The sequence below is a fragment of the Bradyrhizobium sp. SPXBL-04 genome, assembly GCF_051853035.1.
GTDB classification, from domain to species: domain Bacteria; phylum Pseudomonadota; class Alphaproteobacteria; order Rhizobiales; family Xanthobacteraceae; genus Bradyrhizobium; species Bradyrhizobium zhanjiangense.
Map to the genome: position 1 here is coordinate 467,290 of NZ_CP182472.1, position 23,113 is coordinate 490,402.

At 64.8% G+C, this 23,113-nt stretch carries 19 protein-coding genes; 5 read left to right on the forward strand and 14 right to left on the reverse strand.

Going from position 1 to position 23,113, the window contains the following annotated elements:
- Positions 1-39 precede the first annotated feature (39 nt).
- On the forward strand, positions 40-1,131 hold the full coding sequence (locus tag ACNJX8_RS02210) for an SMP-30/gluconolactonase/LRE family protein (RefSeq protein ID WP_439359405.1): 1,092 nt from the start codon (positions 40-42) through the stop codon (positions 1,129-1,131).
- A gap of 422 nt (positions 1,132-1,553) precedes the next feature.
- On the opposite strand, the gene ACNJX8_RS02215 is transcribed toward ACNJX8_RS02210, so the two are convergent.
- The 4 genes from ACNJX8_RS02215 to ACNJX8_RS02230 all read right to left on the reverse strand — a co-directional run bounded on the left by ACNJX8_RS02215 (position 1,554) and on the right by ACNJX8_RS02230 (position 7,977).
- The gene (locus ACNJX8_RS02215) at positions 1,554-3,650 is read right to left on the reverse strand and encodes a S9 family peptidase (RefSeq protein WP_439359406.1); all 2,097 of its coding nucleotides are present in this window, start codon (positions 3,648-3,650) and stop codon (positions 1,554-1,556) included.
- Positions 3,651-3,935: 285 nt separating this feature from the next.
- A complete protein-coding gene (locus ACNJX8_RS02220) occupies positions 3,936-5,123 on the reverse strand; it encodes a pyridoxal-phosphate-dependent aminotransferase family protein (protein ID WP_439359407.1) in 1,188 nt (395 codons plus the stop codon).
- Positions 5,124-5,230: 107 nt separating this feature from the next.
- A complete protein-coding gene (locus ACNJX8_RS02225) occupies positions 5,231-5,956 on the reverse strand; it encodes a thermonuclease family protein (RefSeq protein WP_128930714.1) in 726 nt (241 codons plus the stop codon).
- A 290-nt stretch (positions 5,957-6,246) separates the two neighbouring features.
- A complete protein-coding gene (locus tag ACNJX8_RS02230) occupies positions 6,247-7,977 on the reverse strand; it encodes a hypothetical protein (protein WP_439359408.1) in 1,731 nt (576 codons plus the stop codon).
- Between the two features lie 420 nt (positions 7,978-8,397).
- Between ACNJX8_RS02230 and ACNJX8_RS02235 the strand changes: the two genes are divergently transcribed.
- Positions 8,398-9,249: a caspase family protein gene (locus tag ACNJX8_RS02235; protein WP_128930716.1), complete on the forward strand. Its 852-nt coding sequence runs from the start codon at positions 8,398-8,400 to the stop codon at positions 9,247-9,249.
- Positions 9,250-9,470: 221 nt separating this feature from the next.
- Positions 9,471-10,802: an IS1182 family transposase gene (locus ACNJX8_RS02240; protein WP_439359409.1), complete on the forward strand. Its 1,332-nt coding sequence runs from the start codon at positions 9,471-9,473 to the stop codon at positions 10,800-10,802.
- Between the two features lie 276 nt (positions 10,803-11,078).
- Here ACNJX8_RS02240 and ACNJX8_RS02245 read toward each other — a convergent pair whose 3' ends face one another.
- The 3 genes from ACNJX8_RS02245 to ACNJX8_RS02255 form a co-directional block, all read right to left on the reverse strand.
- Entirely contained in the window at positions 11,079-11,972 is an 894-nt protein-coding gene (locus tag ACNJX8_RS02245; RefSeq protein WP_439359410.1) for an efflux RND transporter periplasmic adaptor subunit, read from the reverse strand.
- A 428-nt stretch (positions 11,973-12,400) separates the two neighbouring features.
- Complete coding sequence (locus ACNJX8_RS02250; RefSeq protein WP_439359411.1) at positions 12,401-13,540, reverse strand: lactonase family protein; 1,140 nt, start codon at positions 13,538-13,540, stop codon at positions 12,401-12,403.
- A gap of 123 nt (positions 13,541-13,663) precedes the next feature.
- A complete protein-coding gene (locus ACNJX8_RS02255) occupies positions 13,664-13,801 on the reverse strand; it encodes a hypothetical protein (RefSeq protein WP_164935182.1) in 138 nt (45 codons plus the stop codon).
- Positions 13,802-13,922: 121 nt separating this feature from the next.
- Between ACNJX8_RS02255 and ACNJX8_RS02260 the strand changes: the two genes are divergently transcribed.
- Together ACNJX8_RS02260 and ACNJX8_RS02265 are read left to right on the forward strand one after the other, a co-directional pair.
- On the forward strand, positions 13,923-14,099 hold the full coding sequence (locus ACNJX8_RS02260; protein WP_439359412.1) for a hypothetical protein: 177 nt from the start codon (positions 13,923-13,925) through the stop codon (positions 14,097-14,099).
- A gap of 85 nt (positions 14,100-14,184) precedes the next feature.
- Positions 14,185-14,307 carry a hypothetical protein gene (locus ACNJX8_RS02265; RefSeq protein ID WP_256477651.1) on the forward strand — a complete coding sequence of 41 codons (123 nt, stop codon included), beginning with the start codon at positions 14,185-14,187 and terminating at the stop codon, positions 14,305-14,307.
- 137 nt (positions 14,308-14,444) lie between these two features.
- Here ACNJX8_RS02265 and ACNJX8_RS02270 read toward each other — a convergent pair whose 3' ends face one another.
- The 7 genes from ACNJX8_RS02270 to ACNJX8_RS02300 form a co-directional block, all read right to left on the reverse strand.
- Complete coding sequence (locus ACNJX8_RS02270) at positions 14,445-15,398, reverse strand: MBL fold metallo-hydrolase (RefSeq protein WP_439359413.1); 954 nt, start codon at positions 15,396-15,398, stop codon at positions 14,445-14,447.
- A 214-nt stretch (positions 15,399-15,612) separates the two neighbouring features.
- Positions 15,613-16,398: an SDR family NAD(P)-dependent oxidoreductase gene (locus ACNJX8_RS02275; protein WP_439359414.1), complete on the reverse strand. Its 786-nt coding sequence runs from the start codon at positions 16,396-16,398 to the stop codon at positions 15,613-15,615.
- 149 nt (positions 16,399-16,547) lie between these two features.
- On the reverse strand, positions 16,548-17,753 hold the full coding sequence (locus ACNJX8_RS02280; protein ID WP_439359415.1) for an NAD(P)/FAD-dependent oxidoreductase: 1,206 nt from the start codon (positions 17,751-17,753) through the stop codon (positions 16,548-16,550).
- A 118-nt stretch (positions 17,754-17,871) separates the two neighbouring features.
- Positions 17,872-18,177, reverse strand: a complete 306-nt coding sequence (locus ACNJX8_RS02285) for a hypothetical protein (RefSeq protein WP_439359416.1) — start codon at positions 18,175-18,177, stop codon at positions 17,872-17,874.
- Between the two features lie 98 nt (positions 18,178-18,275).
- Positions 18,276-19,235 carry a helix-turn-helix transcriptional regulator gene (locus tag ACNJX8_RS02290; protein WP_439359417.1) on the reverse strand — a complete coding sequence of 320 codons (960 nt, stop codon included), beginning with the start codon at positions 19,233-19,235 and terminating at the stop codon, positions 18,276-18,278.
- 297 nt (positions 19,236-19,532) lie between these two features.
- The gene (locus ACNJX8_RS02295) at positions 19,533-22,196 is read right to left on the reverse strand and encodes a bifunctional diguanylate cyclase/phosphodiesterase (protein ID WP_439359418.1); all 2,664 of its coding nucleotides are present in this window, start codon (positions 22,194-22,196) and stop codon (positions 19,533-19,535) included.
- 108 nt (positions 22,197-22,304) lie between these two features.
- Positions 22,305-22,997, reverse strand: coding sequence for a hypothetical protein (locus ACNJX8_RS02300; RefSeq protein WP_439359419.1), 693 nt, complete (start codon positions 22,995-22,997; stop codon positions 22,305-22,307).
- Positions 22,998-23,113 lie beyond the last annotated feature (116 nt).

Here is a 23,113-nt window from a genome sequence, read left to right on the forward strand (position 1 = left end):
CATCAAGCGCCGGCCTTTTATCAAGCAGGGAGGATTACAATGAATTTCACGCGACGCAATCTGATGACCGGCGCCGGCGCAGCAGTGGCATCCACGTTTCTCGCCCGCGCTGCCGGCGCCCAGTCGTTCGCGTTCACGCCCAATCAGCGCTACCCGGACCCGGCCGTCCAGATCCTCGACCCCAGCTTTGCAAAATACCGGCTCTATTCCTCGACGGTCGAGCAGGTCGCAACCGGGATGCGCTGGGCTGAAGGCCCGGCTTATTTCCCCGAGGGCGGCTATCTCTTGTTCTCCGACATCCCCAACAACCGGATCATGAAGTTCGACGAGAAGACCGGCCAGACCAGCGTGTTCCGCGCCGATGCCAATTACGCCAACGGCAACGCGCGCGACCGTCAGGGTCGCCTCGTCACCTGCGAGCATTCCGTCACCCGCCGCATCACCCGCACCGAGAAGGACGGCAAGATCACGGTGCTCGCCGACAAGTTCGAGGGCAAGCGGCTGAACGCGCCGAACGATATCGTGGTGAAGTCCGACGACAGCATCTGGTTCACCGATCCGCTGTTCGGCATCAACGGCGAGTGGGAGGGCAAGAAGGAGAAGGCCGAGCAGGCCACCACCAATGTCTATCGCATCGCCAAGGACGGCAAGCTCAGCGCCGTCCTCACCGACCTCGTCAATCCCAACGGCCTCGCCTTCTCGCCGGACGAGAAGAAGCTCTACATTGTCGAGTGGAAGGGTACGCCAAACCGCAGCATCTGGAGCTACAATGTCGGCGACGACGGCTCGCTGAGCGGCAAGATCAAGCTGATCGACGCCGCCGACCAGGGCTCGCTCGACGGCTTTCGCGTCGACCGCGACGGCAATCTCTGGTGCGGTTGGGGCTCGAACGGCGCGTTGCAATCCGAGCCGACCGAGATCGGCGGCCGCAAGGTGTTCCAGCTCAGGAGCAAGCCGGAAGATCTCGATGGCGTCATGGTGTTCAACCCGGAAGGCAAGCCGCTCGCCTTCATCAAGCTGCCGGAACGCTGCGCCAACCTCTGCTTCGGCGGGCCGAAGAACAATCGGCTTTATATGGCCAGCAGCCATTCGGTCTACGCGCTGTATGTCGAGGCGCATGGGGCGGTGTGAGTCTTCGCCTCTCCCCGCAGGAGGTAGGGCTATCGTATATGGCGTGAATAATGCTTCGGCATCGGCAGTGGGCTCCCTCTCCCGCTTGCGGGGGAGGGCGGGGTGGGGGTGCCTCCGCGTCGGGATTGTCGAGAATTGCGGAGGCGATCCCAGTGCGGTGAGAGCCCTCACCCGCCGCGCTCGGGACGATGCTTCGCATCGCCCGGGACGCGTCGGCCTCTCCCGCAAGCGGGAGAGGCGGAGCAAACTCGCGGGTGGTCCCCGCGAAATGCATATGCGATAGCCCTACCGCTTGCGGGGAGAGGCCGCATCGAAGATGCAATCCGGGTGAGGGGGACTCTCCGCGAGTCCAACTGTCACCGTCCTTGCGGAGACTCCCCCTCACCCCGACCCTCTCCCCGCAAGCGGGGCGAGGGAGAAGGTCAGGCCTCCGCCATCCCCGCCGCCCACAGCGCAAACGCATAGACGATCGCGACTTCGTCGAGCCGATCGAACCGCCCCGAGGCGCCGCCATGGCCGGCGCCCATGTTGGTGCGGAGCAGAACCGGGCCGCCACCGCGCATGATCGCGCGCAGGCGCGCGATCCATTTGGCGGGCTCCCAATAGGTGACGCGCGGATCCGTCAATCCGCCCATCGCCAGTATAGCCGGATAGTCCTTCGCCGCGACATTGTCGTAGGGCGAGTAGGACAGGATGGTGCGAAAATCCGTCTCGCTCTCGATCGGATTGCCCCATTCCGGCCATTCCGGCGGCGTCAGCGGCAGCGTGTCGTCGAGCATGGTGTTGAGCACGTCGACGAACGGCACTTCAGCCACGATTCCCGCGAACAATTCGCCGGCGCGATTGGCGACCGCGCCCATCAGCATGCCGCCGGCCGAGCCGCCATGGCCGACGATGCGCTTGGCGCTGGTGTATTTCGCTGCGATCAGCGCCCGGGCGCTGGCGGCAAAATCGTCGAACGAATTGGTCTTCTTCTCGCGCTTGCCGTCGAGATACCAGCCCCAGCCTTTGTCGGCGCCGCCGCGGATATGGGCGATGGCATAGACGAAGCCGCGATCGACCAGCGACAGCCGGTTGGCGCTGAACGAAGCCGGCATCGCCATGCCGTAGGAGCCGTAGCCGTAGAGCAGCAGCGGCGCCGAGCCGTCGAGCTTCAGCCCACGGCGATAGAGGATCGACACCGGCACCTCGGCGCCGTCATGCGCCTTTGCCATGATGCGCGTGGTGACATAGTCGGCGGCATCGTGCCCGGACGGAATCTCCTGGCGCTTGCGCAAGGTGCGCGAGCGCTTGACCATGTCGTAATCATAGACCTCCGACGGCGTCGTCATCGACGAATAGGCGAAACGCAAATTCGTCGTCTCGAATTCGTAGGAGCCCATCGTATCCAGCGAATAGGCGGCTTCATCAAAGGCGATGGCGTGCTCTTCCTTTGTCGCGAGATCGCGGATCACGATCGCCGGCAGCGCGTTGGCGCGCTCGAGCCGCACCAGATAGCCGGCATAGAGATCGAGGTCGATGATGTAGATGCCGGGACGATACGGGATCAGGTCGCGCCAGTTCGTGCGCTCGGGCGCGGCGAGCGGCGCCGTGACGATCTTGAAGTCGATTGCGTCGTCGGCATTGGTGAGGATGAACAGCTCATCGCCGCGGTCGGCCAGCGAATATTGCACGCCCTCTACGCGCGCTGCGACCAGGCGCGGCGGCGCTTCGGGGTTTGCGAGATCGATCAGCCGCTGCTCCGAGGTCTCGTGGTCGCCGCCAGCGATCACGCAGAAGCGGCCGCTGGTGCTCTCGTGCAGATGGGTGAACCAACCGGCGTCCTGCTCCTCATAGACCAGCGTGTCGTCGGCCTGCTTGGTGCCGAGCCTGTGCCGCCACACCTGCATCGGCCGGTGATTGTCGTCGAGCTTCACATAGAAGAAGCTCTTGCAATCCGCGGCCCAGACCATGCCGCCGTCGGTCTCCTCGACGATATCGTCGAGGTCCTTAGCTGTAGCCCAGTCACGCACGCGGATCGAAAAATATTCCGAGCCCTTGGTGTCGGCGCTCCAGGCCTGCAGCTTGTGATCATACGAGTGCCGGCTGCCGCCGAACTTGAAGTATTTGTGGTCCTTGGCGAGCGCATCGCCGTCGAGCACGATATGGCCGTCGCCGCCGTCGCGCGGCATGCGGCCGAACAGCTCGTGCTGCCCGCCCTCGCGAAATCGGCGGAAATAGGCGAAGGGACCGTCGGGCGAGGGCACGCTGGAATCGTCCTCCTTGATCCGCCCCCGCATCTCGCGCACCAGCGTCTTCTGGAGGGGGGCGGTGTGGCCGAGCAAGCTCTCGGTGTAGACGTTCTCTTCATCCAGATATTTGCGGATGTCGGGATCGAGCACCGTGGGATCGCGCAGCACCTCCTGCCATTTCTCGTCCTTCAGCCAGGCATAGTCGTCGGTCACGGTGATCCCGTGCCGCGTGAAGGAATGCGGCCGGCGCGGGGCGACGGGCGGGGTCTTGCTGGCGGTGTTGGGCAAGTCGATCCTCGGAGCTGGGATGTGTCTTGCCCCTATATCAGATCGAATGTGGAGGATTTAAAGAACTCAGAACTTCAATGTCGTCCCGGACAAGCGCGCCCCAAGCGCGCGCAGATCCGGGACCCATACTCCCAGGGCGGGGTTGTAGCGCGAGCTGCCAACTCCGAGTCTTCGTCAAACCACTTCCTGTGGTTATGGGTCCCCGATCAGCGCTCCGCTCTGACAACGCTGCGCGTTGCCACAGCGGCGCTTGTCCGGGACGACATCGGAGTTTGTGGCAGCGCCCTACACCGCCACTTCCTCACCGAGATACGCGACCGCCGCCTCGAGCCCGCCCTTGCCATGCGGGATCTTCAGCGCGTTGAGCCCGATCTCGATCACGCCCAACGTGCCGAGCAGCATCGGCGCGTTGACATGGCCCATATGGGCGATGCGGAAGGCCTGGCCCGAGAGATCGCCGATGCCGGTGCCGAGCACGACGCCGCACTTCTCCTTGCAATAGCGTTGCAGCACGGCCGGGTCATGGCCGTTGCTCATGGTCACCGTGGTCACGGTGTTGGAGCGCTCGCTGGCTTCCGCGACGTTGAAGCCGAGCACCTGGCCTTCCGACCATGCGCCGACCGCGCGGCGCGCGGCTTCGCCGAGCAGGCTGTGGCGGCGGAAGGCGTTCTCCAGCCCTTCCTCGTGCAAGAGGTCGATCGCCTGGCGCAGCGCGAACAACAGATGCACCGGCGCGGTGCCGGCATATTTGCGATAGTGCTCGGTGCCCTCGCGCTCGCTCCAGCTCCAATAGGGCGTCGCCATATTGGCTGTCTTGTGCACCTCGAGCGCACGCGCGTTGGCGGCGACGAAACCGAGGCCGGGCGGCGTCATCAGGCCCTTCTGCGAGCCGGACATCGCGACGTCGATGCCCCATTTGTCCATCTCGAATGGCATGCAGCCGAGCGAGGCCACCGTGTCGACCATGTACAGCGCGGGATGCCCGCTGGCCTTGATCGCCTTGCCGATCGCCTCGATGTCGTTCTGCACGCCCGAGGCCGTGTCGACCTGGACGACGACGACAGCCTTGATGGTGTGCTCCTTGTCGCGGCGCAGGCGCTCCTCGACCTCGTGCGGCCGCACCGCGCGGCGCCAGTCGCCCTTGAGCACCTCGACCTCGGCGCCCATCAGCGCCGCCGCATTGCCCCAGCCGATCGCAAAGCGCCCGCTCTCCAGCACCAGCACCTTGTCGCCGCGCGACAGCACGTTGCTCAGCGCCGCTTCCCAGGCGCCGTGGCCGTTGGCGATGTAGATGTAGGACTTGCCCTTGGTCGAAAACAGCTTCGAGATGTCACTGAGCAGGCCCGCGGTCAGGTCGGTCATCTGCCTGGAGTAGATGTCGATCGCCGGACGATGCATCGCCTGCAGCACCTCGTCGGGCATCGTGGTGGGCCCGGGGATGGCCAGAAATTCCCGGCCCGCGCGAACGGTCATTGCTGTTGGTCCTTGTGTCGTGAGAACGGACTGGTGGGTCGCTGAAACACACTTTTACGCGGCGCCGGGGTTTGAGAAAAGCGCTCAAAACGCAGGTCTGAGGTGGGTTATCGCTTCGTCTCGCGGCAGCCGGCGGCTTCCGCCTCTTCCACCGAGCAGAACCAGCGGGTGCCTTTGCTGATCTTCATCTTGATCTGGGTGTACCAGCGGCTGGTCGGCTGGTGGTAGATGCATTCGCCGGCGCTGTTGACGTTGCCCTTGATGGTGCAATCAGGCGACGGCGCGACCGGTCCCGAGGCCGAGGCGAGCAGCACCGCATGCGCCCCATCTGGCGGCTTGGTGGCGCCGAGGATGGCAGTCTTCTTGTTGCGGACCCGCCAGTCCCAGGGCGCGATGAAGGCGCCCTGCCACATCCCGGCCTTGGCCTCCCGCGCGGCGGCTTCGTCCGCCTCGTAATCATGGGACATGCGAGTGTAGGCCAGCGCCCAGCCGCTGCGCACCAGCCATTTCTGGATGTCCTCGCCGCCGACCTCGCAGCGCGCTACGGTGCGGCCGCGCCGGTCGATCGCGCGGGTATGGCACACCCAATTCTTGCCATCGGCATATTTGGCGAGCTCGTCGCGCGCAGCGACGCCACAGGTCCAGCGCTCGGTCTTGGTGTTGAGGCAGAGCTGGTCGACCGCCGGCGCGTCGATGCCGCCGAGCCGCACCCGCGTGTTGCCGATCACGACGGTATCGCCGGCGCGCACTTTTGCCATGCCGGTGATGTCGGCGGCATCAGCCAGCGACGGGAGGGCGATGAAAGCCAGCGCAATCAGGACTTTTCGCAACATGCCGGTCCGCAAGTTCCAGGAAAATCTCGATAGACCCCGCGATTGTGGTCAGCTTTTGGCCACTCGACCAGCGCCTGCCTAACAGATGAGCTTTCAACTTCCCGTCATTGCATGGCGCTCCTTCACCCTCCCCTGGAGGGGGAGGGTCGGCATGCGATCGAGCGAAGCGAGATTGCGTGACGGGGTGGGGTGATCTCTCCACTCGGCCACTGTTCGTCGCGGAGGGACCGTCGCCCCACCCGCTCGCGCTGCGCGCGATCGACCCTCCCCCTCCAGGGGAGGGTGAAGAGCTACCCCCGCCCTGCCATCGCTCGCCGGGCCACCGCCAGTCCCATCAGCACGAATGCCGACGTCACCTCGGGCCCGCCGACCAGAATCCGCGTCGGTGTCTTCATCTTGTTCCATTCATAGGCACGGAACGGGCCGCGGCGGCCGCCTTCGCCGATGGCATCGACGATCACGTTCAGCGCCGGCGCGAAGGCGCGTGGGTCGGCGCCGAGATGGCCGAGCGCGATCAGCGCCAGCGCGGCGTCGAACACATTCATCTCCGCGGCCATCAGCTCGCCCTTGACGTAGGACAGCACGCGGTGGCGGATGAAATCGAAATCGCCGTCGGGATCGATTGCGGTTTGCGCTGCCAGCGGCAGCGCCAGGAAGGCCGCATAACAACGGCCGAAATAGGCGCTGTAGAGCTCCGGCAGATAATAGATGTGCGAGCGCGGATTGGCGAAAGCACCGCTCGCGGCTAATCGCTTCTGGAAGCCGATGATGCGATGCACGGTGGCGAGCCGCGATGGCGTCTCCAGAATCTTCCAGCGTGCCAGGTTGCGGAAGCTGACTTCGAGAATGTCGAGATTGAGCGTCGGATCGAGATCGTTGCCGTAAGGACGCTCGCCCGCGAGATTATCGATCCAGGTCGCAACGCCGCCCTCATAGTCGATGTTGTCGTTGAGCGGCACCGTCACGCGCGGCGCGTTGACGCCGGCGCGGACCTGATAGCCGGCGTAGAAATCCAGCAGCGGCTGGTTGATGATCTCATCGGTGCAGCCGGCCTGCGTCGCTGCCGAGATCGAGCAGGCCGTGGTGTCGCAATCCGGCACGTAGATTCCGAAGCCGAGATCCTGCTTGATCTGGGCGAAGAAGCGAGAGAAGCGCGGATGCGGCGCCGGCGCGAGCGCGGTGATGACATTGAACCGCGCGCCGTCGATGCCCTCGACCTCCTCGCGGCTGATGTTGACGCAGAAATCCACCATGTCGGCGATCGCACGCTCCGCCGCGATCTTGTCGGCGGGTAAGGCTAGCCCGGTCTCGATATAGCTCAGTAGCGCCTCGATGAAAAACGCATCGTAATAGGCCGAACGGTGGCGGATCTGCACCGGCTCCCACATCGGCTCGGCAACCCCTCGCCACGGCGGATGCACCACGGCGCGCGCCGGCGAGCGCGCGATGAAGACGCGGGCGAGGTTGAACAGCAGCGAGGAATTCTTGTAGCCGCGCGCGTTCAGCCCGGTGAGCGCCATGATCAGTTCGCGTCCGCGGCAATCGGGATCGCCGATCAGGTTGAAGGCGGCATAGGTCGGCAGAAAACCGTTTCGGCGATACGAACCGAGCAGGTGCTGCGCGCAGTCGCGGATCACGCCGTCGATCTGCGATTGTTGCGGCGCCTTGCCGACGAACACAGCCGGCGGCGGCCTGGGATGGTCGAGCGCGATGCTGTCGAGGAGATCGGCCACGGGCTGGCCGATGGCCGCCCAGTCGGGCTCCGCCTCGTCGCGGGCACGGGCGAGCGCCTGGCGCAGCGCCGCCAATCGGGCCTCGTCGCGCAACTCGGGCAATCCGGCCCGCCGCAGCAGCACCCGCAGCGCGGGATTGCCGAGCGCGGTCTTGTAGAATTTGGCCAGATGCGGATCGCCGCCGGCCCGACCCGCCAGCACGGGATCGCAGACCTCGTAAAGCGAGGGGCCGTCCTTCCGCGCCGTCAGCGCCCGGCAGGCGGCGCCGGCAAAATATTGAATGCTCATGAAATACCTGGTCGCGGGGCATTGGCCGGGGGCCGGCCGACACGCTCCCAGCCGCGTGCCACCCCCTGCAAGTCGTTGAAAAAGCTACCCGGATTCGCAGGAAATACAAATGTGATGGGAGTCACGGAAAAAGCCGGCACGAGGGCTGCATGATGAGGCCCCGGAAGCCTCCGGGGGAACCCAAAGCGGAGAAAATCGGGCCGGAGAATTATCTAACATCTTCAGCTGCTTAGCCCAAATATTGGGCAATCTATTGCCGGGGAGGCGATATCCGGTTAAAGGTTTGTTTGGTGCGGCGCCGCAAATTGCGCGCAATTCGGGGGCACATCCCCGGCCAATCCCTCAAACCTAAAGACGCTATCGCGCTACTCAAACAGTGTGCGCGCGCTTGGCTGGTCTTTGGCACAGGAACGAACCGAGATGAATGTAAGGCAGCTCGACCTTTCCCGACGCACGATTGCCGTCGCCGCCGCCCTCATCGGCACGGTGTCCCTCGTGATCGGCGCCCATGCTGCCCTCAACATGCGCGCGATCGACGCCGCCAAGGCCGTCTCGACCGACCAGATCACCGGCTCTATCGGCCATGCCACGCGTCTGGCGCTGGTCATCGGCAATGGACATTACCCAGACGCCAACGCGCCCCTGACGCAGTCGATCAATGATGCCCGCGCGCTCTCTTCGTCCCTGCGCAAGAGCGGCTTTGACGTCGACATGGTGGAAGACGCGACCAAGGACGACATGGTCCGCGCCGTCAACCGCCTGAAGTCCCGGATCAAGCACGACAGCGTCGTCATGCTGTTCTTCGGCGGCTATGGCGTGCAGGCCGGCCGCGAGAGCTACATGCTGCCGGTCGATGCCGTGATCTGGAAAGAAAGCGACGTCCGCCGCCACGGCGTCTCCATCGAGGGCGTGCTCGACATGATGAAGGAGCAGGGCGCCAAGGCCAAGCTCGTCGTCGTCGACGCCTCCCGCCGTAACCCCTACGAGCGCCGCTTCCGCTCCTACAGCCACGGTCTCGCGCCGATCAGCGCGTCCGACAATGCGCTGATCCTCACCTCGGCCTCGCCCGGCAAGGTCGTCGATGACGGCAAGGGCGAGCACAGCGTGCTGGTCAGCGAGCTCCTCAACAACCTCAATGCGCAAGGCAGCAGCGCCGAAAGCGTCTTCAACAAGACCCGCGTCGCCATCTCCCGCGCCAGCGAAGGCGACCAGGTCCCGAGCGTCTCGTCGTCATTGCTCGAGGACGTCCGTTTCGGCGAAGCCGGCGGCTAGTTTTTTCGGCAATCGCAGCTCTTGTAGGGTGGGCAAAGGCGTAAAGCGCCGTGCCCACCATTCTCTCCAACATTTCGAAAGACGTGGGCACGCGGAGCCTGTCATCGGGCGCGCGTTTCGCGCGACCCGGTGGCTTTGCCCACCCTACGAGGCTGTGACTCTTTTCCGTATCGAGCGTCAGGCGGATATGATTCTCTAAGCAGATTGATTTGCTGGAGAGAATGATGGCTGACGACGGACTTTTTGGCGAATTGCCGGAACAGTCGGCGCCATGCACCGAAGTGGTGCCGCGGGGCGCACCTCGGCTGCGCGAGCCTGTGCGCGATCAGGTCGAATTGCGAGCGGTCGATATCGATAGCCTGATCGGGCAGGATCATCCGGTGCGGGTGATCTGGGCTTATGTCGAAGGGCTCGACTTGAGCGAGCTGGAAGATCGCGTCAAGGCGCGGGAGAACAGGCCGGGTTATCCGGCGCCATCGCCACGGTTGCTGCTGGCGCTTTGGCTGTACGCCACGAGCGATGGCGTTGGCAGCGCGCGGGCGCTGGACCGGCTCTGCGACAGTCACGACGTCTACCGCTGGCTCTGCGGCGGCGTGTCTTTGAACCATCATACGCTATCGGACTTCCGGGTCGGCTGTGCCGACTTGCTCGACCGTTTGCTGGTCGAACATCTGGTGGCCCTGAACGAGGCAGGGTTGGTTGATCTGGAGAAGCTGACCCAGGACGGGGTGCGGATACGGGCGAGTGCGGGAACCGGATCGTTCCGGCGGGAGGCGACGCTGGATCGGCAGATGGCACAGGCCGGGGCCGTGGTGGAAGAGCTCAAGCGCGAGGTCGATGCGGATCCGGAAGCCAGCAATCGGCGTATCCGGGCCGCTAAGGAGCGCGCGGCGCGGGAACGCAGCGAGCGGGTGCAGGCCGCGCAAGCGGCGCTGGCTGAGATCAAGCGCAAGCGAAAACAGCTCGATGACAAGGGCGGCAACGGCAAAAAGCCAAAAGAGCCACGGGCCTCTACCACCGACCCGCAGGCACGGGTGATGAAGATGGCGGATGCCGGCTTCCGTCCGGCCTACAATGTGCAGGTGGCTAGCGCGGCCGGCGAACTGATCGTGATCGCGATCGATGTCGACAACAGCGGCTCAGATCGCGGCTTGATGCGACCGATGCTGGAGCGAACGCGCGCTCGGCTGAAGCGCTTGCCACGCCGCTACCTCGCCGATGGCGGGTTTTGCAGTGGCGAGGACATCGAATGGGCGCATGGCGAAGGTATCGAGGTTTACTGTCCTCCTCCCAAATCCAGGAGCGGTGTCGATCCCTTTTTACCCCGGAGCAACGACGGTCCTGGCGTAGCGGCCTGGCGTGCTCGCATGGCCAGCGAAGCCGGCAAGGCACAGTACCAAGCCCGCACAATCTGCGAATGCATCCATGCCCGATGGCGGAACTGGGACCTCAGGCAATTAACCGTGCGCGGTATCGCGAAGGTCCGTGCCGTTGTGCTCTGGTACGCCCTCACCAACAACATCCTGCAGGGACACCGTCTCGTAAAGGCATAGACCGCAGCAGCATACCGACGGCCTGACGCCGCCGGCTTCGACCTCAAGGGACGCTAACGCCCCTTGAGGTCCATGCCGAAACAAACGAATTGGCTCACAGGCTCTACGATAGCCGTGCCTGAGCGCACATCTGTCGCCACCTCGTCATTGCGAGGAGCTCTTGCGACGAAGCAATCCAGAAATCTCTCCGTGGAGGGACTCTGGATTGCTTCGCGGAGCCTGTCATCGGGCCGCGCTACGCGCGGACCCGTTGGCTCGCAATGACGATCGTCGCTGCTACTTCGCCGCTTCTGCGCTCGCCATCACCGGGCGCACCGGATCGCCCTCGCGCAGCAGCGCGCCGGCGCGGGCGACGATGACGTCGCCATCGTTGAGGCCGTCGCGGACCTCGATATTGCCGCCCGACATCAATCCGATCTCGACGCGCTTCGTCTCGACGCGATTGCGGCGGATCACCTGCACCACGGTGCCGGCCGAGGAATATTGCACGGCCGTCAGCGGCACCGCGACGTTGCAGCTCTGCCCGGTCTTGATCAGCGCGCGCCCGCTCGCGTTGAGCAACAGGCGCTTCTGCGAAGAGATGCCGATATAGACCATGCCCTGCTGGATGTTTTGCTCGACGGTCGGCCCGATGCGGCGAATCTTGCCGTCGATGTCGCCGGCGCCGGCGATGCGCACGGTCGCTTGCTGATTGACGGCGAGCTTGCGCATGTCGGTGGTCGCGACCAGGCCGACCAGATCATATTCGCTGCGCGCCACGATCGTGAACAGGGCCTCGCCCTTGGCCGAGGCGAAATTGCCGATCTGCGCGGTCGACGTGGCGATCACGCCCGCCACGGGCGCGGTGACCTGAAGCGTGCCGCCTTCCGGCAGCGCCAGCCGCGCCAGCACCTGGCCGGCAGTGATGGTCTGGCCGGCTTCGGCCAGCACCTCGGTCACCTTCAGGCCGGGACGTTCGGGCCGCACCGAGGTTTCCTCGCGCGCGATGATCGTGCCGGTGGCCTCGACGATGTCGGAGAAGCAGGATTTCGCGACCTTCAGCACCGTGACCGCCGGCCCCTTGGGGGCATCGTCCTCGGCGGCTCCAGCCGGATATGGGCCGAGAGCGAACACGCCAGCGATGGCTGCGGGAAACAGGCTTCGGGCAACGGCACGGGGCAAATGACGCATCGAAAATTCCACGGGTTCAAGCCCTTCAATCGATAGCAGATGGCAACGGGCCGGACTACGGCAGCGTTGTCCCATGGCGGGATGCCACGCCGGCGCGGGCCGCGGTGGCAAGTCTTTGATTAGTCGCCGGATTGGAGATCAGGTTCGCTCCGCCGGACGGGGAGGTCGCAGCGGGGCTGGCTGGCCGTCAGCTCCGGCGATCACCCAGCAGCTTGCCGGTGGCGCGATCGATCAGGTGCAGGCGCGTACAGGCCTGACACGGCACGGAAACATGCGTCCGATCGGTTGGCTCGTCGCCAAGCCGATATTGCACATTCATGCCGGTCTGGGGACACTTGAAGACAATTTGACGGTCCATGCCCGATGATATCGCGCCAAGGCGGGCCTCGCGAAATTACGGATGATTACGTAGGCCGGCCGCGCGTCCCTCACGGCAGGCTCAGAAACTCCACCCAGTTCGGCTTCTTGCCGGTGGGATAGGATTTCAGCTTGGCGAGCGCGCCGCTGCTCTGGTCGATCGCATAGACCGTCATGCCGTCGGAGAGTTCGCCGACCGCGGCGAGATAGCGCCCAGAGGGATCGATGTTGAAGCCGCGGGGCTGCTTCTCGGTCGGCACACTGCCGATCGTGGTCAGCTTGCCGCTTGTTGCATCGACCTTGTAGGCGGTGAGCGTGTTCGTGGTGCGCTCGGAGGCGTAGAGGAAGCGCCCGTCGGGCGTGATGTGGATGTCGGCGGCCCAAGGTTTTTTATCGGAGGCTTTGCCGTTGAACCCTTCCGGCAGTGCGCTGGTGCGCTGGATCTCGGTCCAGGCGCCGCTCTTGGCCTCATAGCTGAACGCCGCGACGTCGCCGTTCAGCTCGTGAACGAGATAGACGAACTTGCCACCCGGGTGGAACACGAAGTGCCGCGGCCCGGATTTTTCCGGCACCTTGTGGGCCGGCGGATCGCTTGGCGTCAGCGTGCCGGTCGTGGCGTCGAACGCAAAGCTCAGCACCTGGTCGGAGCCGAGATTGGTCGCGAACACGAATCGGTTGTCGGGCGAGGGCAGAACTGCGTGCGCATTCAGCCCGGTCGGGATCACCTGCTTCGGCTCGCCCGCGACGCCGTTGGCTTGAAGCGGATTCAGCGCGACCTTGTTGCCGCCATAGGAGGCACTGAACAGGAACTTGCCGCTGCGATCGACGGCGATATTGGCCATGCTGTCGGCGAGCGGTCCGTTGCCGATATGACTGAGCTGACCAGTCTTGGGGTCGATCGCGAAGCTCACCGCGAGGTATGGCTGCGAGCGGATGCCGGCGATCAGCACGCGCTTGTCGGGGGTGATCGCGAGCGGCGTCGAGGATCCCGGCTTTTCGACGCCGGTGAAGGCGGCCGTCTGCACTGGCATCATCTCGCCGCTCTCGGCCATCTTGAACACGCTGATGTCGTTGCTGTCGGCGTTGCCGACATAAGCGAAGGTTTCGGCCATGCCGGCACGGACTCCAGGAATGAGGGCGAGAAAGGTGAGGGTGGTGGCGATCGCAGCACGGGGCAGGCGCGATGCGATGCGTCGGGTCGGTCTCAACATGGTCTCCTCCTCAAAGCCGGTGCGGCATTGTCGTTTTGCCGTCGAGGATAGCGGGAGGCGCGCCGTCGTACCAAATTCCAGTTGGGATCGATCGATGCCGTAATTGTATCGGTCGCCCGGAGGCTACCGCACCGCCGCCGTCACGCTGCGGGAGGGCAAATGGGGGCCGGGCGGGTAATTGGGCGGACCGAGCACGGTCCATACGGTGACCGCAAGCAGCCCGCAGGTCAGGATGGTCCAGGCGATCAGTCGTCTCCGCATCAGGCCTAATCCGCCGGTCGAATCTCGATGCCTCGGGCAACGATCGTGCACCGCAAACCGCGGCGATCCTATGACCTCGTTCACAATGCGAACCAATGCCGCGCCAGCGCATTGAAGCATCATGCCCCGTGAAAACGATCTCGAAGGCAAGCCCGACATAGGCGGCAAGCATGGCGGTCAGCAAGGCCAGCCCAAGCCGCCGCCGCGCCCGCATCAGGGCGAGCGCGACGAGGACGTCGTGGCAAAGCGCCACACCGGTCAAACCGGTCGCAGCGCCCCGCCGACCAAACAAGAATAGCCCCGCATGCGCACCGGGAACGGCAGCCTCGCCTTGCCGTTACCCTGATCCCGCGGGCGGAGGAGATCGAGACGGAGGCTGGCACGTGTTTTGGATCTATTGGGACACCGCCTGGTCGCTGATCATCAGCGGCATCATGTTTGCGACCATCGTCAGCCATCCCGACGCCGAGATCGCCGAAGTGCGTGCCGCAAAAGGCATGATGTAGATTTTCTGTCGTGCGACAAAGCGCGATGAGATCGGGTGATCGTCATCGCGCCTCGGTTCGCGCTGAGCATGATCCTTAAACCGCAGCAGACTTTGCGCTAACGCGGCCCGTCAGGTTCGGATCATGCTTTCTAGCGGTCAGTAGTCCCAGAACGCCGGCACCCAGCGAAAGTGATCGCCGTCGACCGCCACCCGGCCGACCGATGGGAACGGCATGTGAGTGGCGACGAGGAGCTCTTCGTTCGTCGCCAGCTCCCGCAGGAGGCGCACACGAACGCGGGCCGCCTCTTCGGGATCGTGCTCGAAGCCGTTGTGCCACTCGGGATGATCGAATCCGACGGTGAACACGGCGTCGCCGGCGAATGTCAGCCGATCGCCGCCGGATGCCAGGCGGACCACGCTGTGCCCGGGGGTGTGGCCGCCGGTGCGCGTGACCACCACGCCCGGCGCCACCTCGTGCTCGTCCTCGAAGGTGCGCAGCTGGTTATGGTACTCTTTCGCGAACCGCTTGGCGGTTGCCCGAAGCGCATCCGGAAATCCCGGCGGCATCGCGACGTGGGAGAAATCGGGCGCCTCCCAGAACTTGACCTCGGCGGCTGCCACGTGGATGCGCAGGTCCGGGCGCAACCGGTCCCTGACCTCGTCGACGAGCAGGCCGCCAATGTGGTCCATGTGCATATGCGTCAGCACCACGTCGGTCACGGACCCAAGATCGATGCCGGCGGCTTCCAGTCGCTTGCTCAACTGCCCGGCCCGCGGCAGGTGCAAGTCAGGGTCGGACCCTAGTCCAGCGTCGACGAGGATGGTCTGGCCGCCGCTGCGCACCACGACCACGTTCAGCGCCCAATCGAAAGCATCCGGCGGCAGGAACATGTCCTTCAGCCAGGCCGCGCGGACGGCCGGGTCGGCGTTGTGGGCCAGCATCGCACCTGGCAGCGTCAGCACTCCATCGCTGATCACCAGTACGTCGATCTCGCCAATCCGCAGCGCGTACCGCGACGGGACCAGCTCTTCGGGGCCTCTGCCGAGGTGTGCAGTGTCGTGCAAGTTCATGTTCGTTGTCTCCTGGGTGTTGCGGATCGTCTGATTCATTGTTGAAAGCTCCTGCGCTCTGTCTTGACGTTCAGTTCGGGAAAAGACCGCGCGTCTTCCGTGGGCAGCGCGGTCAATGCTGGTGAGGTGTTCGGAGATTGGTGGCGCGCTCATTGCTGGGACTGTCCCGTGATGATTTATCGAACGCGACGTGCGACTGCCCCAGAGCGATTGCCGCCGCTATAGAGTGATTGCTGCCAACGCATGCGGGCAGCTATGCCAGTCCCAAGCCGCCATCGATCGCGACCACCTGGCCCGTCACCCATTCTGAGGCGGGGCCGGCGAGCCGGACGATCCATTCTGCGACATCGTCCGGAACGCCGCGCCGCCCGAGCGGTATGCGCGCGCGCTCCTGCTCCTTGATTGCGGCAGCCTGCTCCAGGGACAGCCCCATCATGCCAGTCAGAGCGCCGGATTCAGTGGGCCCCGCAGCGACCGCGTTCACGCGTATACCGACCGGTGCGAGCTCCAGCGCCCAGCAGCGAGTCAAGTGCTCCAATGCCGCCTTGCTGGCTGCGTAATGCGACAGGGCGCCCGCCGGCCTGTGACCGAAAGTGCTCGAGACATTGACGATTGCGCCCTGTGTTGCCCTGAGGTGAGGCAGAGCAGCAGCGGCGAGCAGACTTGGGCCGATCACATTCACGGAGAAGATGTCCATGATCCGATCGGCCGTCGCGTCGGCCAGCGGAAGAATTGCGCCTGCGCCTGCGTTGTTGACCAAGGCATCGACCTTGCCCCAGGTATCGACCGCCTTGGCAATTGTGCGCCTGGCATCTTCGGCGGAGGCGACATCGGCAACCAGGCCGGCAATGTTTGCGTGCTCGGCAACCGTTTCTTCGATAGGGCCGCGACGGCGGCCGGTCACGAGCACCTTGTCGCCTTGTCTGGCGAAACGTAGTGCCGCCGCGCGCCCGATGCCCGAGCTGCCTCCCGTCACGATGACGACATTTTCACTTTTCATGTTCGATCTCCTTCTTCGCTGACAGCGCAGTCCAGCCACGATCGATTGAAACCGCGTGTGGGTGCGTGGCCGATGTCGTGTGAGTGCCTAAAGCGCGATGAGATCAGGATGAATCGTCATCGCGCTTTAGGTTATTGTTTGAGCATGATCTTTTCGGAAAACCGCTACACACTTTTCCGGATCATGCTCTAGAGGTCAGTCACGCGCTCCGGATCGGCCGCGGCCAGCGCGACGGCACGTTCGGCGCGCGGCGGGTAGATCCAGACGGTGTTGATCTCCCGTTTCGTCTTCTTGGCGACCTCGCCGACGATCTCCACGTTGCGCTCCCAGCCGCGCGTGAACAGCGCGCCGGCTTCGCCGAGATCGAGGCATGTGACATAGGCCTTCTGGTGATAGGGCCTGGTCGGCAGGCCCAGCAGCTCCGCGGCCGCATTGTTGCCGGCGAAGGCGCCCATGCGCGTGGCGTGCTGGCACGACATCAGCGCGTAATTGCCCTCGTCGTCGCAGGCGGCACGTGCCGCATCGCCCGCCGCGAACACGCCCTGGACGCCTGGCACCTGCAAGCAGCGGTCGACCAGCAAGCGGCCGAAACTGTCGCGCTCGGCGGGGATCTGCGCGGTCAAAGGCGCGGCACGAATGCCGGCCGCCCAGATCACGGTCTCGGCCTCGATGTGTTCGCCGCTGGACAGGGTGACGCCGGACTCGTCGAGCGAGGTGACGCCGGCACCGAGGCGGGTTTGAACACCGAGCTTGTGAAGGGCGTCCTCGATGACGGGTCGAGGGCCTGCGCCCATGTCGGGCGCGATCGCATTGTTGCGCTCGACGATGATGACGCGGGTCTTCGCGTTGGCGCCGAGGATGTCGCGAAGCCGTGCCGGCATTTCCGTGGCGGCCTCGATGCCGGTGAAGCCGCCGCCGGCGACGACGACCGTGTCGCGCCCGTTCGTTGCCGGCCGCTTGGCGAGGCCATGCAGGTGCTTGTCGAGTGCGATGGCGTCGTCGAGCGAATCGACGCTGAAGCCATGCTCGGCAAGACCCGGAATATTCGGACGGAACAGCCGGCTGCCGGTGGTCACGACGAGACGGTCGTAAGAGAGCGTCTTTTTCGTGCCCTTCGCCGTGGCGATCTTCACCATGCAGGATTTGGTGTCGACCGTCTCGGCGCTGCCTTGCACATAGGTGACGTCGATGGCCTCGAGCACGTCGAGCAGGGGCGCCGTCAGGGTCTCGGGCTTCGGTTCATAGAGCCGCGGGCGAACCACGAGTGTCGGCTCGGGGGCCACCAGCGCGATCTCGAGCGCCTCTGGCGAGACGCCCTGAATCTCGCGCAGGCGGGCTGCGGAAAGGGCGGCGTACATGCCGGCGAAGCCGGCGCCGATGATGACTAATCGCATGGGTTTGCTCCTTGGTAGGCAGTTTCGAAAGTCCGTGCGCGAGCCATCGCTGCTCCGCTCAGGGCCGCGTCCGGCGACGGCACGAAGAGATGAGAAGGGATGAAGTGAATCGCTGGTCTTAAGGCGCTACGCAGCGCGACAGCTGCGAACTCGATGGCCAGCCTTGGCGAAAGATGACCGACTGAGCCGCCCTCGGGCCCCAGTCCTGGTAGGGAAGGCCGGAGCCGTCCCGGGTCATGATCGACATCAGCGGGTAGGCTGGGTGCAGGGCCTGCGCGGGAATCTCCACCTCCTCGCCCGTCGCGGACGTGAAGCGAACGGCCAGCGAGAGTCCGTACAAGGTTGCAGTCGCAAGACCTCGGCGGCGCGAGGCGATCACCCGCCGGCTGATGAAGTTTTTCCAGGTCATCTTTTTCCAGGTCATCTTCGGTCTCCGTCGATTGGTCTGGGCATGGTGATGGTTTAGCGGATCGGATCTGCCGCTGCGCCAGAGCGATTGCCGTGATTGCAGCGCGATTGCTGCTAACGCTGGCGCCTGCGCCAATCGCTCGGGCTCTCGCCGGTCAGCTTCCTGAAGGCGGCTGCGAACGCCGTCTGCGAGGAATAGCCAAGCGCGGCTGCGATCGAGACCACCGCATCGTCACTGTCGCGCAGCATCTTCATGGCCTGCTCGAGCCGGTGCTGGCGGAGCCAGGCATGCGGCGACAACCCGGTGCTTTCCTTGAAGGCGCGGCAGAAGTGAAAGCGCGACAGACCGGCATCGGACGCCAGCGCATCGAGCGAGACGTCCGCATCACTGTCAGACCGCAATCGTTCGATCGCACGGAGCAGGACTTTCGGCGACAGCCCGCCCATGGTCGGCTGCAACGTGGTCGGCGAGCCTGAATGGGCCGCCAGAACGCGCGTGGCCAGAAGATCCGTCAGCTGATGCCGGAACAGATTATCCAGCGCGCCATGGCCCTCCAGCGCGTCCGCCGCGCTCAGCAGCAGTCGGGACGTGATGGGATCGGGATGCGCTGTTCGCTCCAGCAGGTCGGCCGGTCCGGTGGTCCCGGCTTCGTCGGCAATGCGCTTCAGCGTCGCATCGGGAAGATAGAGCTGAACCACGTCGACGGGCTTTGGAATGTCCCACCTGGAGCTCGATCCTTCCGGAATGATGATCAGGACCCCGGGGCGAAACGTACCGATCGCGACCGATCGTCCCGAGCGCCGCTCCATGCGCTGCATCACGCCGTTGTAGGCCATGATCACGTGGTGGCTCATGGGCTCGACGACGTCGTGCAGTGGATCGTGTCTCCAGTGCGCGATGCCGGCGCCGGAGGCATCCAGCGCCATGCGAAACGGTTCGGTCCTGAGCACGCGCGCCATCTCCGCACCGGCGGCGCGCCGGTCGGAATGCGAGTTGTCCTCCCCCTGTCCGCCAGGTGCAGGTGGCAAGCCCTGCTGCGGGGGATCGCGCATGGGAGCGGAGTTTCCGGTCATAGTTGCGCCTCCTGATCAGTCGAACTTCAAATCAGTCGCCCGTATTTGTACGGGCCGGTGCGCGTTCTATGGCTGTGAGGGCCCAGCGTATTGCCTGAAGCGGCCACGCTTTGTCCGATCCTGCTCCAAGCAGGCGCGGGGTTTCGCGAACGCACGATGGGCGGAGGGGGAGGGAAACGCTTTATGACAAAAGGCGTGACAGGCGGTCGCGTGCCATCAGTTCAACCGCATCGCGAGCGGTTCGATGCCAATTCGTCACGGACACCGCGGATGGATCGGCAGTCATGAGCGCGCAGCTCAAGCCGCCGCGGCCTGCGCCGACAAGAGCTGCTTCAGCTTCAAAGCCGGCACCGCGGGGCTGAACAGCCAGCCCTGCATCTGGCTGCATCCGAGCTGACGCAGCACCTCGCGCTGGGCCTCGGTCTCGACGCCTTCGGCGGTCGTCGCCATGCGGCGGGCGGCGGCCATGTGCACCACGGCCTGCACGATCGGCGAGGAATCCTCGGGCTCGCCGATGTCGCTGATGAAGCTGCGATCGATCTTGATCTTGTCGAACGGGAAGCGGTGCAGATAGCTCAGCGACGAATAGCCGGTGCCGAAATCGTCGAGCGCGATGCGCACGCCGAGCTCGCGCAGCTGCTGGAGGACGGTCAGCGCCTCCTCGTCGTCGCGAATGAGCACGGTCTCGGTGATCTCGAGCTCGAGCCGTTCCGGCGCCAGCCCCGACTCCGCGAGCGCGGCGGCGACCTTGAGCGCGAGCGTCCGCGATCGGAACTGCACTGGCGAGACGTTCACCGCAACGTGGATCTGGCCGGGCCAGCTCGCGGCCTCGGTACAGGCCTGCTTCAGCACCCATTCGCCGATCTCGCCGATCAGGCCGGTCTCTTCCGCAACCGGAATGAAGTCTGCGGGCGAAACCATGCCGCGTTCCGGGTGGCGCCAGCGCAGCAGCGCTTCGCAACCGGTGACGACATTGGCCGCGAGGTCGACCAGCGGCTGGTAGTGCACCTCGAACTCGCCGCGCGCGAGTGCCTGACGTAGATCGAGCTCGAGCTGCCGGCGCGCCTTCGCCTTGGCGTCGTATTCGGGTGAGAAGACGCGGAAGGTGCGGCGCCCTTCCGACTTCGCCGCATACATCGCAAGATCGGCGCGCTTGAGCAGGTCGTCGATATTATCGCCATGGTCGGGCGCGATCGCGATACCAATGCTGGCATCGGTCGGGATCTCCTGGCCCTTGCAGTTCACGGGTGTGCGCAGGGCATTCAAGATCGTTTCAGCCAGCGCGGTCAGCTGGGCCTGATCGTTGGTGCCGGCCTTGATGATGGCGAATTCGTCGCCGCCGAGCCGTGCCACCATGTCGTTGCCGCTGACGCAGGCGCGCAGACGGTTCGCGACCTGGCGCAGCAGCTCGTCGCCGACCTCGTGTCCGAGCGAATCGTTGACGCCCTTGAACTCGTCGACATCGATATAGAGGATCGCGAACGGCTTGCTTTGGGCAAGCTCGGCGACGCGGCGCTCCAGATGCCCGCGCATCAGCACGCGGTTGGGCAAGTCGGTCAACGCGTCGTAATGCGCCATATGGGCGATACGCTCGTCGGCGCGAATGCGCGCGGTGACGTCGTCATGGGTCGCGAGCCAGCCGCCGGCCGCGCCCGGCTGGTTCTTGATCTCGATCAGCCGGCCGTCGGCGGTCTCGACGATGGTGCTCTGGGTGCGCCCGACATTGTTCAGGATGTCGTCGCAATAGGACGAGACTTCGCCGTGGAACGAGCCGGTGTCGTGGCGATGCTGGATCACGTCGCGGAAATGGGCGCCGGGCTTCACCACCTCGCTCGACAGAGCGTACATCTCGATATAGCGCCGGTTGCAGACGATCAGCCGCTCGTCCTGATCGAACATCAACAGGCCCTGCGTCATGGTGTTCATGGCGGTGTCGAGCCGCTGCTTCTCCAGCGAGAGCCGGTGCGTCACCTGGCGGAAGATCAGATAGAGCGTGAGCACGAGCAGGCCGATCGACACCACGGCCACCGTGACGAAGAACTTCGTCTGCGTGCGCCAGGTGGCGAGCGTCGCATCCAGCGACTTGGTCGCAACCACGACCAGCGGCTCGCCGGTGAGGAGGCGCGAGGCGACGATGCGGTCCTTGCCGTCGATCGGGCTTGCGAGCTTCGTGGTGACGAAGGTGCGCTCGAACACCGCCATCTGCTCGGGCGTGCCCTTGCGGTAGTTCTGCCCGATCATCGCATCGACATGCGGGATGCGCGCGAGCAGCTGGCCGTTCTGGTGATGCATCGCGATCGAGGATTCTTCGCCCAGCCCAGTCGAGGCGAAGAAGGATTCGAGCTGCTCCGGCGCGATCGCGCGCGAGACGAGCCCAAGGAATTCGCCGTGCGGGCCGGAGACGCGCCGGGCGAACACGATCGCCGGTCCGTTTCCGAGGCGGCCCTTTACGACCTCGATCTCTTCCTGCGCGGCCGGATCGTTCTTGAGACGTTTGAAATAGCCGCGGTCGGCCACCGATATCTCGGCGACCGGCCAGCGCCGCGACGAGTTGATCAGCACGCCCTTGGAATCGAACACATTGGCGCCCGCGACGTCGGACCAGCCGCTGGCCTTTGCGCGCAGCACCTCGTGCATGGCGAGCGTGCCCATCTCGCTGCGGAACACCTCGGCGGATTCGATGCCGCGGCTTTCGAGCTCGGCGATGATGCTCTTCTGGAGCACCGCAAAGTCCTCGAACTCGCGGTCGAAATGCCGCGCCAGCATGCGGACGGAGTTTTCCAGGCTGTCGCGGCCGCTCTCGATCGCGTTCTGCCGGAAGCGGTCGACGGTAAGTGCGGTGCCGATGGCGGTTGCGGCCATCAGCACGAAGCCGCCGACGATCAGCCATGTCAGCGGTGCCCCGCGCCAGCGGCGCAGCAACGCGCGCATCCGCGCGGTCCATCGGATCGATGTGCCCATCCAGCCCTCCCGTGGGGCGCAAGATGCAGCAAAACCGACAAGACCCCGTTACCAGCAAGGGTTACGAAAATATGAATCGGAACGGAATCAGGAGGTTGTTCCCCGGCGTCACCGCCGGATCTCCCACTTCAAGGCTTCCGCATTCGCCTTGGCGAACATCGCCGGCACGTCGAAGGTCCCGGTCTTGAGATCATAGCGGCAGCGCCAGTCGGCGAGGCCCTTCATGGCGACGTTCTTCGGGTGCTTGTCCATTTCGCCCGACAGCGAGATCACGAGGTAACGGTTGTCGGGCCATTTCACACCGAGCCCGCGATAGGCCTCTTCCGTGCCTTTCACGAGATTGGCCGAGATGTGGTAGTCGAGCTTCATCTTCCGCGTGTCCGGCCGGCTGTGGAAATAGGCCCAGGCGAGATCGCTGAGCGAATGCTTCGTCGCGCTGACGAAGGCGCCCTTCTCGACATGGTAGAGAAAGAGGTCCTGCTCGCCCGAGCCGGTCTTCTGCATCCGCACCAGCCATTGCGAGTCGCTGGTGAAGCGGAAGCCGGCGCCATAACCTTGCTCGGGCTTCAGCTCGGTCATCTGCTCGCCGCGCCGGGCCCAGACCTGCCATTTGACGTCGAAATCGCCGCCGTCCTTCATGTACTGCTCGAGCTTGGTGGCACCGTCGGGCGAGGTGAAGGCGAGGTCGGCATTGTCGGTGAGGACGAAACCCGGCGGCGGGCCGGATGCGGCCAATGCGGGCGATGCGGCCAGCGTCAGGACAAGTGCCAGCCATGGTGCGGGGCGGCAAAATGCGTTCACGGGGAAAATCCTTAAAAAAATTGGGTGCAATGCGGTCTCGTTGATTTGACGCCGACAGGGCCCTGCCGGTTCATCTCGGGCGCGGCTGCGCATCATCCCAACGATCGTCTTGCTGC